General features: G+C 39.5%; 10 protein-coding genes, 1 rRNA gene and 1 riboswitch. Of the genes, 8 read left to right on the top strand and 3 right to left on the bottom strand.

The window, feature by feature from the left end; translation table 11 throughout:
• Positions 1-183, bottom strand: a 16S ribosomal RNA gene (locus tag QE450_RS23535); the annotation flags it as partial.
• Positions 184-858: 675 nt separating this feature from the next.
• On the opposite strand from QE450_RS23535, the gene QE450_RS23530 reads away from it, so the two are divergent.
• Together QE450_RS23530 and QE450_RS23525 are read left to right on the top strand one after the other, a co-directional pair.
• Entirely contained in the window at positions 859-1,818 is a 960-nt protein-coding gene (locus QE450_RS23530) for a DUF2268 domain-containing putative Zn-dependent protease (protein ID WP_307302532.1), read from the top strand.
• Positions 1,763-2,548, top strand: coding sequence for a MerR family transcriptional regulator (locus QE450_RS23525; RefSeq protein WP_307302529.1), 786 nt, complete (start codon positions 1,763-1,765; stop codon positions 2,546-2,548). Before QE450_RS23530 ends, QE450_RS23525 begins: the two co-directional genes overlap by 56 nt.
• Positions 2,549-2,631: 83 nt before the next feature.
• On the opposite strand, the gene QE450_RS23520 is transcribed toward QE450_RS23525, so the two are convergent.
• On the bottom strand, positions 2,632-4,023 hold the full coding sequence (locus QE450_RS23520) for an NCS2 family permease (protein ID WP_307302527.1): 1,392 nt from the start codon (positions 4,021-4,023) through the stop codon (positions 2,632-2,634).
• Between the two features lie 172 nt (positions 4,024-4,195).
• A riboswitch (purine riboswitch) is annotated at positions 4,196-4,294 on the bottom strand.
• A 446-nt stretch (positions 4,295-4,740) separates the two neighbouring features.
• Here QE450_RS23520 and QE450_RS23515 point away from each other — a divergent pair.
• The 6 genes from QE450_RS23515 (at position 4,741) to QE450_RS23490 (ending at position 11,427) form a co-directional block, all read left to right on the top strand.
• Positions 4,741-5,541, top strand: a complete 801-nt coding sequence (locus QE450_RS23515) for an ABC transporter ATP-binding protein (RefSeq protein WP_307302525.1) — start codon at positions 4,741-4,743, stop codon at positions 5,539-5,541.
• Positions 5,542-5,544: 3 nt separating this feature from the next.
• Entirely contained in the window at positions 5,545-6,357 is an 813-nt protein-coding gene (locus QE450_RS23510; RefSeq protein ID WP_307302523.1) for an ABC transporter permease, read from the top strand.
• Positions 6,357-7,256, top strand: a complete 900-nt coding sequence (locus tag QE450_RS23505) for an ABC transporter permease (protein WP_273614826.1) — start codon at positions 6,357-6,359, stop codon at positions 7,254-7,256. The genes QE450_RS23510 and QE450_RS23505 overlap by 1 nt, the downstream gene beginning before the upstream one ends.
• A gap of 115 nt (positions 7,257-7,371) precedes the next feature.
• A complete protein-coding gene (locus tag QE450_RS23500) occupies positions 7,372-8,448 on the top strand; it encodes an ABC transporter substrate-binding protein (RefSeq protein WP_307302520.1) in 1,077 nt (358 codons plus the stop codon).
• Positions 8,449-8,534: 86 nt separating this feature from the next.
• Positions 8,535-9,998, top strand: coding sequence for a CoA-acylating methylmalonate-semialdehyde dehydrogenase (locus tag QE450_RS23495; protein WP_307302518.1), 1,464 nt, complete (start codon positions 8,535-8,537; stop codon positions 9,996-9,998).
• 70 nt (positions 9,999-10,068) lie between these two features.
• On the top strand, positions 10,069-11,427 hold the full coding sequence (locus QE450_RS23490; RefSeq protein WP_307302517.1) for an aspartate aminotransferase family protein: 1,359 nt from the start codon (positions 10,069-10,071) through the stop codon (positions 11,425-11,427).
• On the opposite strand, the gene QE450_RS23485 is transcribed toward QE450_RS23490, so the two are convergent.
• Positions 11,402-13,090 (bottom strand): PucR family transcriptional regulator, encoded by a 1,689-nt coding sequence (locus QE450_RS23485; RefSeq protein WP_307302515.1) that lies wholly within the window; start codon positions 13,088-13,090, stop codon positions 11,402-11,404. The genes QE450_RS23490 and QE450_RS23485 overlap by 26 nt on opposite strands.
• Positions 13,091-13,110: the final 20 nt, after the last annotated feature.

Genomic DNA, 13,110 nt, shown 5'->3' with positions numbered 1-13,110 from the left:
ATATTCGGTATTAGCTACCGTTTCCGGTAGTTGTCCCAAGCTTGAGGGCAGGTTGCCTACGTGTTACTCACCCGTCCGCCGCTAAGAATGAAAGAAGCAAGCTTCCTTCATTCTCCGCTCGACTTGCATGTATTAGGCACGCCGCCAGCGTTCGTCCTGAGCCAGGATCAAACTCTCCATAAAGTGTTTGACTTGCTCAATTTGAAACTGGCGAGAACCGAAGTTCTCTATTTTGTAAAGGTCGGCTAAGACCTTTATTTACTCACTCGTTGTTCAGTTTTCAAAGATCAAACATTTCGTTTTTCGTTGTCAGTGTTTCTCGGTGACAACTTTTATATCATATCATGTTTTCAACCACTTGGCAAGCACTTTTTTTGAAGTGTTTTTTCAAGTTGTTTTCGTATGAAGTTTTGCTTGTGTTGTCGTTCGTTCGTGACAACTTTTATAATATATCATGGTTGAATTTATTTAGCAAGCATTATTTTGAATTTAATTTGCATTTGATATTTGAGCAGAATGATTACCGTTGTAATGCTTTAATTGTGTATTAATGCTTATAGCTTATTCATTGTATTAATATAGCTATTTGATATTATACTTCACTTCTAAGAATTATCTTCTCCATTCTCCATTCTCCATTCTCCATTCTCCATTCTCCATTCTCCATTCTCCATTCTCCATTCTCCATTCTCCATTCTCCATTCTCCATTCTCCATTCTCCATTCTCCATTCTCCAAAGATGATGCGCCTTTTATGAATAGATATAAAATCTTATTATTTGCGTATTCTTTGCTTGACCATTACGTAAGGGAATACTTGATAATGTAATCATTCTTGCTTGATTAAGGAGTGATAGTGATGAAAATAAAGACACTGCGTTCAGATCAGATTTATCAGAATCTTATTCATGTAGCACCTGAACATAAAGTTGAGCAGTATCGTCAACAGATGTTACTCCCATTTATGAACAAATGGAACACTCAGCAGATCCCTTATAGAGCAGATGACTCTGGTGCATTTGATGTTATTGCTTTTAATAATGTTATGAATATTGCTCCTCAACAGATTACATCTGATCTTGATCCTATATTAGAAGCTATTTCTTCTGAACTATTTTGGCATGATTGTAATACTGCTGTAGAACATAGCTTGAGCTTATTTGAGCAAAATGGCATCCTATTACATGTTAATGAGTATGTGTATACGATTTTGTTAGGTAATTCGAACAGTTCTGTGTTAGCAATCAATGAAGGTATCTGTGGAGATGGCGGGATTCCCGGTTCTATTCTGGTGACATTGATTCCAAATGAATACACACTTCCTCGTATCGCTTCTGTATTAGCGCATGAATGCAATCATAATGTAAGGTATCAATTTATTGAATGGAATTATCAGCATGTGACGTTAGGAGAGTTAATTGTTAGCGAAGGGTTGGCTGAGAATTTTTCTACAACTCTATATGGGGAGCATTTACTAGGCCCCTGGGTATCTAAAACAGATATGGATACTTTGAACAATCATATTAAGCCTCTACTCACTCAACAACTTCATCTAACTGGATTTGATCAAATAAGTCCTTATTTGTATGGTGATGAGATAGCTGCTATGCAATATAGTGAACCTGTAGGTATGCCTTATGCGGGTGGATATGCTTGCGGTTATTATTTAATTCAGTATTATATGAAGAAAACAGGACAAAGTATAATAGAAGCAACTATTACACCAGCAGAGCTTATTCTTGCTGAAACAAAGGAATTTTGGCATGAAACTACAATTATTGACTATTCAAAACATTTTACACATTACAGGCATTACTAAAAAAACATTGCATCATTATCATAAGATTGGTTTGTTGCCGCCAAGTCATATTGCTGATAATGGATACCGGTTCTATGATCGTCAGGCGCTTGCAACGTTACAAACGATTTTGCTATTTAAAGAAATGGGATTCTCCCTTACAGAGATTGCTACAATTCTACCTTTATCTAAAGCGAAACAGACTGATATTCTGATCCATCAACGGCAGTTGCTTGAATCGAAAAAACAAAAGTTGACCACAGTTATTGAACAGTTGGATCATTATATAGAAGGAACAGACATTTCCAAGCTGACTCTGTTCGATGACTCTACTATTCCTTCTATAGAAGAACAATATGAGTTAGAAGCCAAATTAGTCTATGGCGATACAGAAATCTATCAAGAATTTCAAGAGAATATAGAGAAGTTATCTGACTCTGATAAAAAACAGGCATATAATCAGTTTTCTTCAAATATGGAGTGTGTTTTCCGAAATATTGCTTTACATCAAGATCGTTCTCCCTTGGATGATAAAATTCAGTACTATATTGATCAATGGAGTCAGTATCTTGCGCAATTTATAGGGGATGATATACGTATTTTGTTATGTATAGCAGAGACTTATAGAATTGATGAGCGGTTTGTGCGTTACTTTGATGCATTTGATGAAAAAGGTTATCTGATGTTTTTGTATGAAGCTATTGTTTATTTTGTGGAAAAGAAATCAAACACCCCTATAGCAGATTCATGATCTGTTACAGGGGTGTTTGATTTTTGTTGCTTTAATCTTTTATTAAATAAGGCACTAGAAATGATTAGGTACTTACTATTTGATTATTCTGAACCTAAAAATGCATAGCGACAGATCACCAAAATAGCTAATACCCACATCAACCAGTGTACTTTTACTTTGCGCGGAGAAGCGATATTGCTAAAGAATCCTAAAACGACAAACGCAATAATACCTGCTGAAATCCCGTTCGCAATACCATTTGTAAATGGCATAAAGATAATTGTTAAAAACGCAGGGAATGCTTGCATAAAGTCGTCCCATTCGATCTTGCTTACCTGACTCATCATCAGTACACCAACAATAACTAGTGCTGGAGCTGTTGCCGCAGAAGGAACAACCAATGCTAAAGGAGCAATAAACAATGCACATAAGAATAATACGCCTGTTGTGATTGCTGTCAAACCTGTACGTCCACCTTCAGCTACACCTGCTGTACTTTCTACATAAGAAGTAATCGTACTTGTACCTAGAACAGCACCAGCACTTACCCCTACTGCATCTACCAACATTGCTTTGCTAATTTTCTTTTCGCCTTCTTCTTTGTTTTTGAACAATCCTGCACGTTCGGCTGTACCAACAAGTGTACCAAATGTATCGAATAGTTCTACAAACGTAAAGATAAAGATAATTTCGAATAATCCGATGCCAATTGCGCCTTTGATATCTAATTGCCCTACAGCTAGATTATCAAAAGAAGGAATCCAATGTGCAGTCGACAAGCTACTTAGATCGGTAACACCCATTGGAATACCAATTAAAGTGACAACGATAATACCGATTAATAATCCACCTTTAACTCGCAATACCATTAATATTCCGATTACGAATAACCCGATAATAGCCAGTAGTGTATCCGGGCTATGCATGAAATCTCCTAATGCTAATTGGAAATCAGAACCTTTGACTGTCACAGGCGCTGCTAATTGCGCAACATCTGTAACACCTTTAACTGTAGCTGATACTGAAACTACATTTCCTAACTTCAGACCAATAATAGTGACAAACAATCCGATACCTACAGTGATCGCAAATTTGATCGATTGTGGTACAGCGACCAGTAGCAACTGACGAACTTTGGTAATGGTTAAAATAATAAAGATAATCCCCGAAAGAAACACAGCACCTAAAGCAGCTTGCCATGTAATCATTCCGTTGGAGCTAAGTACAACTGTCATAAAGTAAGCATTCAAACCCATACCTGGTGCAAGTGCTACAGGAATATTTGCAAATAAGCCCATTAAAATAGTTACTAATCCAGCACCTACAGCTGTAGCAAAAAATACGCCTTCTGCTGGTATGCCTGCTCCACCCGGTCCCAAGAACAAGTTATTGACGAACAGAATGTATGCCATTGTGATGAAGGTTGTTAACCCTGCCACCATCTCTGTTTTTACACTCGTGCCGTGTTCCTTCAACTTAAAGAAACGTTCCATTATTGCTATCTTCCTCCTCTTGGAAATGAATAGAGAAAACGACAAGAGACCCCGATGGACGAGCTGTTCATCGGGGTCTCTAAAAATCAGAATAAAAGCGCATGATGTTACCTTTAAAACTATCTATTCTATACCTATATCGATATTAGACTAGATGCCAAAGAAAACCCACACTGCCATTTCTTCATTCCGTAGAGAGATCATTCCGGTGATCCGTAGAGACTCCTGAGCCTATTCTCAGGATTATACGAAGTGCTTTTAAATTGTCGCAAAACTCTGTTCGCTGTCTTTGATACGTGTTGTTATTTTCATATCAAACAGCTTTACTTGTTACATTCTAGGACAGGATTATATTGTTGTCAATCAAAAAGCGAATGTTAATAATACACCTATACATAATCGTTCGTTAATATATCAATTTTATGCACAATATTGATACCGCTTTCCTTTTTTATTGTCAAAAAATGATAGATTTCTTCTGATTTTAGCGTTTACAGTGATGATCTGGACAAAGTGACTTAATTTTGTGATAGCAATCTTACTTTTTGTCTAGTGCTACAAATTCATATTATGTTTAATATGTTAGTTAATCGAACATAAAGTTATATTATCTAACATATTATATTGATTTCATCCGAGATATTGATTATGATGTGACTTATTTAGTTAGATTAAGCATCATCATATGTTTTATGAATCTGTAAAGGGGGAAACCAGATGTCTTTGACTGCTTCGACTGTTACGCATCAAACACACATACCTGAGATTCAGCTAAACAATATTGAAATGCGTTACTCTACAGATACCGCAGATGTACTGGCTCTTGATCAAGTTAGTCTGGATATTGCCAAAGGAGAATTTGTTTCTCTATTAGGGCCTTCGGGTTGTGGCAAAACTACACTACTACGGCTTATGGCTGATCTGATCCAACCTACCAACGGCACTATTCATGTAGCAGGTAAAACCGCTAAAGAAGCACGATTATCGCAAAAGTATGGCATCGTTTTTCAAAGTCCTGTGTTATACGACTGGCGCAAAGTAAAACAGAATGTCGCTTTGCCACTGGAATTAACAGGCGTTAGTAAAAGTGAACGTGAACGCAAAGCCTTCGAATTATTGGAATTGGTAGGATTAGAAAAATTTGCAGATCAATATCCCTGGCAACTCAGTGGTGGGATGCAGCAACGAGTAGCGATTGCTAGAGCTCTTGCTATGGAGCCTGAGATTCTACTGATGGATGAACCGTTCTCCGCATTGGATGAATTTTCAAGAGAACGATTAAATGAAGAATTATTATCAGTATGGAATAAAATTCAGAATACGATTGTATTTGTCACTCACAGTATTCCAGAATCGATTTTTTTGTCAGACCGGGTATTTGTATTATCTCCGCATCCCGGACGGTTATCTGCTGTGGTGGAGATTCCTTTACCAAGACCACGTACACAGGAAATGCGTAATAGTCCGGAATTTTTTGAATTGATCGCGCAGATTCGCGATAGCTTTGAAGGGGTGTGACGTATGAAAGGAAATAGCCTTTTTTTACGCAATCGCCTTTTGCCTGCTGTTGTGTGGATCGCTGTTGTTCTGGTGATCTGGGAGCTTGCATCATGGGCCATTTTAAATATAGGTCATCTTCCTTTGGCTCAATCGAAGCTTCCTTATCTTCATAAAGTACTGGCAACCAGTATTCAATACAGTGGCACATTAATACAAGAAGGAAGTGCTACCTTCGGAAATGCCGGGATTGGATTTCTACTCGGTGCATTAGCAGGGGTGATACTCGCTATATTAATGAGTGTCTCTAGCTGGATCGAAAAATTAACTTTTCCTTATGCGATAGCTTCACAAATGATTCCGGTTCTTGGTCTGGCTCCTATTATTTATGGCATTGTACGGGATGAATATATCTCACGCATTATTATCTCGGGGTATATTACTTTTTTTCCAGTAGCGCTAAATATGTTACGCGGATTGCGTAGTGTAGAACCTTCAGCGCTGGAATTAATGTATTCCTATGCGGCAAAGCCCTGGAGTATTTATTGGAAGCTACGCTTACCCGCTGCTATCCCTGGGCTATTTAGCGGATTAAAAATCGCGGCTCCTCTAGCTGTAACCGGTGCTATTCTCGTCGAACTGATGGGAGCGCAACATGGGATAGGCGTGATCATGCTTCGTAATCTCTATTATGGTCCTTCTCATGTGTATATGTTCTGGTCGACTGTCTTTGTCGGGGCATTGCTTGGCATACTCAGCTATTGGTTGATTAGCTTGATCGAACGTATCGTATCACCGTGGCAGCCGGAATTTCGCTCGAAAGGAGGCCGCTCTTAATGGAAAAACCATCATTACAAAACAAAAAATTAACAGCTACATATCTATCTGATACTTCTTCTACAACACTGGATTCTTTTCAATCACAACCCGCAGATCAACCTTTGCATACACGAAATAGTTCCAAAAAATCATTTTTAGGTGGTGGAAAAGTATGGCTTCCTCTTTGTTTAGGTATTTTATTCGTGCTGTTATGGCAAATCGAGGTTTTTCACAAGATATTTGATCTTAAAAAATATCAACTTCCTCTTCCGTCTGCGATTGCATCCTCTATACAAGAAAATTGGAGTCTATTGCTATCCTACACAGGATATACATTGGCTGAGGCTGTTTTGGGGATGATCATAGGTTCTTTATTTGGATTTGTGATTGCTCTTATCGCTACGGCTTCTCCACGTTGGGGTGCAGGAAGTCTAACACTCGTAGCCGCTCTCAATGCTGTGCCTATTGTAGCGCTCGCCCCTATTATGAATTTGTGGTTTGGTGACGGTATCGGTTCTCGAATTGCTATCGTCACTGCAACAACGATGGCTGCCATGGCTCTTAATGCTTACAAAGGAATGTCATCTGTGAATCCGTTAGCGCTTGATCTGATGTATTCTTATGCAGCCAATAAAGCAAAAGTGTTTCGTTATTTGCGTATCCAAAACAGCTTACCTTATGTATTCACTGCTCTCAAAATCAATGCTACTGCCAGTATGATTGGAGCGATTGTCGGTGAATTTTTCTTCTCTTCGCAAGGACTCGGTTATCTCCTCTCTAACTCGATCAAAATTGCTAAAATGCCTTTGGGCTGGTCATGTATCGTACTTGCTGCTATTGCAGGCATTATATTTTATATGATCGTAGAACGATTAGAAAAAGTATGTATTCGCTGGCATCCTTCTCAGCGTACCTGATAGTGAACTGGAATATTCATATTGATCTAATAAGCATATATGTGTATAGCATCCATTGGTTTGACTTTGATAACCATCTATTCAGGATAGATTAACGATTCAGGGGGAATGAAAGATGAAAATAAAACCACAAAAAATTCAAGCAAGTCTTGTGATTATGCTGGTGATTGTGATCACTATACTGGCTGGATGCGGTGGAATGAAAAGTACTTCAACAGATGCTGGTGCAACAGCAAGTACAGGGGAAACGACTTCCACTGAACCTGTAACAGTGAAATTACAGTTAAAATGGGTGCCACAAGCACAATTTGCTGGCTATTTTGTTGCAAAAGACAAAGGCTACTATGAGCAAGAAGGGCTGAATGTTGAGATTCTTCCAGGTGGACCGGATATTGTTCCTGAACAACAAGTTGCCGGAGGCTCCGCAGATATCGGAGTAGATTGGGTAGGCAGTCTGCTGACCAGTCAGGAACAAGAAATGCCACTTATCCAAATTGCTCAGATTTTCCAAAAGAGCGGTCTGGTGCTTGTATCTAAAAAATCTGCTGGCATTAACACTCCTGCTGATCTAAAAGGTAAAAAAGTAGGCAACTGGATGGGTGGAAATGAATTTGAATTATTAGCTTTGTTCGATAAATATGGACTTGATCCGAATAAAGATGTCAGCTTTACGAAACAAGGATTTACAATGGATCAATTTCTAGGCGGTGAACTAGATGCCGCTTCTGCTATGACTTATAACGAGTACCAAATCTTGTTAGAGTCCGGTCTCAAAGATAGTGATCTCAATGTGATTGATATGAACAATGAAGGTGTGGCGATGTTGGAAGATAACCTTTTTGCCAATAAAGAGTGGTTAGATGCTAACAAAGAAACAGCCGCCAAATTTGTTCGTGCTTCGCTAAAAGGCTGGAAAGATGCTATCGCCGATCCTGAAGCCGCTGTCGATAGTGTGATGAAGCAAGCAGAATCAGGCAGTACTACTAAAGAACATCAACTTAAAATGATGCAAGAAGTCGCCAAATTAATCCAACCGCAGGGAATGGATGAAGCCAAAATGGGTTACACTGACGAAAAAATGTTCCAGCAGACAGCTGATATTGCTTTGAAATTTGGAGTGATTAAAGAAGCCGCTAATGTGCAAGAAGCATATACAAATGAAATTGTAGATATGGCTAGCAAAACACAGTAGTATTCTGCTCCTCTATCACCTATAGCACTATTGCTCTTATTTATTGCTACTATCTTATGTTCTCGATTTGAAAGGAGTTCTTAGAGATGTCTGTAATCAACAAGACGATACAGAAAGTACCTAATTATATTGGTGGACAGTGGGTAGAATCTACCACTACCCAGTGGGATGAAGTGTACAATCCTGCGACAGGTGAACTTATCGCTTATGTTCCGTTATCCAGTAGTGAAGAAGTAGATCATGCTGTTCACGTGGCTCAATCAGCGTATCAAAGTTGGAAAAAAATCGCTGTGCCTAAGCGAGCCCGTTACTTTTTCGATTATCAGCAGTTGCTTGTGAAGCATTGGGATGAACTGGCGGCATTGATCACACTTGAAAATGGAAAAAGTCTGGAAGAAGCATATGGCGAAGTACAACGCGGCATTGAATGTGTAGAATTTGCCGCTGGTGTCCCTACTCTGATGATGGGTAGTCAGTTGCCTGATATTGCGACAGGGATTGAGTCTGGTATGTATCGTTATCCTATTGGTGTTATTGGCGGGATTGCTCCTTTTAACTTTCCAATGATGGTTCCTTGCTGGATGTTCCCTTTGGCTATTGCTTGTGGTAACACTTTCGTACTTAAGCCTTCTGAACGAACGCCATTATTGGTTAATCGTTTAGCAGAATTATTTGCTGAAGCTGGATTCCCATCAGGTGTCCTTAATATTGTGCATGGTGCTCATGATGTGGTGAATACATTGCTAGCTCATGAAGAGGTCAAAGCGATTTCTTTTGTCGGCTCACAGCCTGTTGCTGAATATGTATACAAAACAGGAACATCGCATGGCAAACGAGTGCAAGCTTTAGCAGGAGCTAAAAATCATTCGATCGTATTACCGGATGCTGATCTGGATCATGCAGTCAAAAATATTATTGCAGCGGCTTTCGGCTCGGCAGGTGAACGTTGTATGGCTTGTGCTGTAGTCGTTGTACATGAACAAATTGCCGATGAATTGGTGGAGCGATTACGTATTGCTGCTAACGAAATCACGATAGGCAACGGTGCAGATGAAGGTGTATTTCTAGGGCCTGTGATTCGTCCTGCTCATAAAGAACGTACGATTGCTTATATCGAATCTGGAGAACAGCAACAAGCTACATTAGTACGTGATGGACGACAAGATCAGGCTGTGAATGAGCAAGGTTATTTTATCGGCCCTACTATTTTCGACCATGTGACGACGGATATGAAAATCTGGCAAGATGAGATTTTTGCACCTGTATTATCTATTGTACGAGCTAAAGATGTAAGTGAAGCGATAAAGATCACCAATACTTCTCCATTCGCTAACGGTGCTTGTATTTATACAGACAGCGCCAAAGCAATTCGTGAATTTCGTGAAGAGATTGATGCTGGTATGTTAGGTGTAAATCTGGGAGTTCCTGCTCCGATGGCTTTTTTTCCTTTTTCCGGCTATAAAAAGTCATTCTATGGTGATCTGCATGCTAATGGACGAGATGGAGTTGAATTTTATACTCGCAAAAAAATGGTAACTGCTCGCTATTAAATCGATCTTTCCAAACTCACTATACACAGCTAGATATTCAATTATGAAATAACCGGGAGGAGAAATCATCATGCTCGAATTAGGAACAGACTACGAATCAGCTATTAAAAAGGATCAACAATATCTGTGGCATAATATTACTCCTTATAATGAAGCCGCTCCACCGATGATTGCGGCTACAGGTAGTGGATCATGGGTGACCGATACCAATGGTCAACGTTATATGGATGGCATGTCTGGGCTATGGTGTGTGAATGTTGGATACGGACGCAAAGAATTAGCAGAAGCCGCTTATGAACAATTGCTCCAGCTTCCTTATTTCCCATTAACACAAAGTCATATGCCTGCGATTGCTTTAGCGGAAAAGTTAAATAGCTGGCTTGGTGATGATTATGTGATCTTCTTTTCAAATAGTGGTTCTGAAGCGAATGAAGCCGCCTTCAAAATTGCCCGTCAATATCAACAACAGATTGGTCAACATTATCGGCACAAATTTATATCACGTTATCGCGGGTATCATGGCAGTTCTATGGGGGCACTTGCGGCTACAGGACAAGCTCAGCGCAAGTATAAATATGAACCGTTGAGCGGTGGATTTCTTCATGTGGCTCCACCGGATAGTTATCGCCGTCCAGCAGGGCAAACGATCGAAGAATTCAATCTACAGTGTGCCCAAGCGATCGAAGATATGATCATCTGGGAAGGTGTCGAGACGATTGCAGCTGTTATTATGGAACCTGTGATTACAGGTGGCGGTATTATTATCCCTCATCAAGTATATATGGATCGTGTACAAGAAATCTGTCGCACTCATGGTGTATTGCTGATTATTGATGAAGTAATCTGTGGATTTGGACGTTCTGGTCAAAAGTTCGGTCATCATAATTTTGGAGTAAAACCTGATATTGTGACGATGGCTAAAGGATTAACGAGTGGTTATCTTCCTCTCTCTGCTACTGCTGTACGCAAAGATATCTATGAAGCATTCAAAGATAAAACCGATGATTATGGACATTTCCGCCATGTGAATACATTTGGTGGTAATCCAGCAGCATGCGCCTTAGCACTACGTAATCTAGAAGTGATCGAACAAGAAAATCTAATTGAACGTGCTCGTCTGTTAGGGCAACGTCTCAACACAGCCCTGATGGAGATTGTCGATCATCCTCTAATTGGTGATATTCGTAGCTTCGGTCTGGTAACAGGTGTAGAACTGGTCGAAGATAAAACCAGCAAAAAACCAGCTTCCCTGGATATCGTGAAATCCATTATTGCCGGTTGTAAAGGTAAAGGGCTGATTATCGGCAAAAATGGCGATACGGTCGCTGGCTACAATAATGTACTTACATTTGCACCTCCACTATCTTCAACCGACGAAGACTTGGAGTTCTTGATTACTACGTTCAAACATGTGATGAGTGAGCATTAGGTAACGACATTTTTTCAGGATACAGAAATTGATACGCACGCAAAGCCACTTGAATCGATATGCGATTTTCGGGTGACATATAATCTTCGCCTAACAATTCTGTAATTTTGTCCAACCGATAGTATAACGATTGACGAACAATAAATAATTTCTGGGCAGCAATCTGTTTGGAACCGTCATGATCAAGATACACTCGTAGTGTAAGCAGTAACTCACTACCTTTGGTCTGATCGTGATCGATTAAAGGCCCTAGATAATTGCGAATAAATGTCTGTAGTGTTTTGCCATCGTTAAGACTAAGCAGTAATTGAAAAACACCTAATTCTTCATAAAATAGCAACGTACTCTCAGAGCAATTATAAAGGGACAATGCCTGCACTGCTTCCTGATAACTGGCTGAAGCATTTTTCAAATGATGCCCTGCTTTACTAACACCGATAATTAATTTCAAATGCTTGAGCTTATCATCGGAATGAATCTGTTGGAGCGATTGTAATGCCTGTTGAAGTCTTGGCTTCGCAGGCATTTTGGCTTGTCTATCCAGCGCTATAACTGTCAGTCGATTATTTTTGAGCGTGATTAACGGATGGAACAGATACTTTTCAAAAATAGAACGCAATACCAGCGAAAGATGGAATGTGATCGATTCCCACTCATTTTCTGAACTGTTCCATTTTACGTCTTGAGGATTTTCGATCTCGATCAGACAAACACGATAAGGCAATTCGTTCATCATATTAAAATCAGGCCCGATCAGACTTTTGAGTCGATTCTCGTCTTCGATACGTCCATAGATCAATTCCTCGACCCATAAATTTTCCGAAAATAATTTGCGTTCTTCCATATAACGGGTACGCAACAATTCTTGAGCGATTGAAAGAGAAGCTGAATCTAGCAATAAACACTCATATTCTTGCGGTTTGTGCGGACAGATCAACATAATATATGCCCATGTCTGATCCAAAGCACCTACAGGTTTTAATACAATACTTTGCTGTTCATATTCGCGAAAATAGGGCGCAGTATCATGCTGTACACCATCCATACTTTCATTAAACTCTGCGAAAAACTGCAATAACGGGCGTTGTTTATCAGGAGACAATGCTGGAAAAAAAGAAGGTTTGCCTTGCAACTGTAAATAAACTACTTGATGATGGGTGCTTTGATGAAGTAGTTGTAACACTTTATGAGTACCTTGCGAAGTTAATGTTAGTCGATTGAATTCACGCGAAATACGTTCTAACTTTTGAAGCATCCGGTGATGATGATTAATAATTAAGGAATGGAGATCCAATGTAATATCTACAAAACGTACCGTTTCTTTAAAAATGATCAATGGAAAATCGTACCGATCGGCAAGCTCAATCATTTCAGCGGGAATCGTCTGAAAAAAGTCGCCTAATTCAATACAAAGACATGCTGCTTTTTTCTGAATTAAATTGTCCATAAATTCAAGCGCTGTTGTCAGTTGACTATGGAATTGTATCCCTGTTGTCAAAATCATTTCTTCGCCATGAATTAAACTTTCAAAATTGGAACTTTCCAGAATATGCACCCAGCGAACAGAATTGGAGATTCCTCGACTTCCACCGATCACTTCTGCTTGAGCAAATAAAGGCCTTGTCATCGCATCTTCGATTGTAAACATACGGTTACTATCCATATTTCCCCCACCTTTCTGTA

It is taken from the genome of Paenibacillus sp. SORGH_AS_0306, assembly GCF_030819345.1.
In the GTDB taxonomy this organism is placed as follows: domain Bacteria; phylum Bacillota; class Bacilli; order Paenibacillales; family Paenibacillaceae; genus Saccharibacillus; species Saccharibacillus kyungheensis.
The sequence above is the reverse complement of the archived record's forward strand: the minus strand, read 5'-3'. Positions and strand labels throughout refer to the sequence as shown.

What these genes read in the sequence shown, in the direction of transcription:
- QE450_RS23530 (WP_307302532.1), top strand. Translation starts at nt 859, where the DNA reads ATGAAAATAAAGACACTGCGTTCAGATCAGATTTATCAGAATCTTATT.
- QE450_RS23485 (WP_307302515.1), bottom strand. Translation starts at nt 13,090, where the DNA reads ATGGATAGTAACCGTATGTTTACAATCGAAGATGCGATGACAAGGCCT.
- QE450_RS23515 (WP_307302525.1), top strand. Translation starts at nt 4,741, where the DNA reads ATGTCTTTGACTGCTTCGACTGTTACGCATCAAACACACATACCTGAG.
- QE450_RS23495 (WP_307302518.1), top strand. Translation starts at nt 8,535, where the DNA reads ATGTCTGTAATCAACAAGACGATACAGAAAGTACCTAATTATATTGGT.
- QE450_RS23525 (WP_307302529.1), top strand. Translation starts at nt 1,763, where the DNA reads ATGAAACTACAATTATTGACTATTCAAAACATTTTACACATTACAGGC.
- QE450_RS23510 (WP_307302523.1), top strand. Translation starts at nt 5,545, where the DNA reads ATGAAAGGAAATAGCCTTTTTTTACGCAATCGCCTTTTGCCTGCTGTT.
- QE450_RS23490 (WP_307302517.1), top strand. Translation starts at nt 10,069, where the DNA reads ATGCTCGAATTAGGAACAGACTACGAATCAGCTATTAAAAAGGATCAA.
- QE450_RS23505 (WP_273614826.1), top strand. Translation starts at nt 6,357, where the DNA reads ATGGAAAAACCATCATTACAAAACAAAAAATTAACAGCTACATATCTA.
- QE450_RS23500 (WP_307302520.1), top strand. Translation starts at nt 7,372, where the DNA reads ATGAAAATAAAACCACAAAAAATTCAAGCAAGTCTTGTGATTATGCTG.
- QE450_RS23520 (WP_307302527.1), bottom strand. Translation starts at nt 4,023, where the DNA reads ATGGAACGTTTCTTTAAGTTGAAGGAACACGGCACGAGTGTAAAAACA.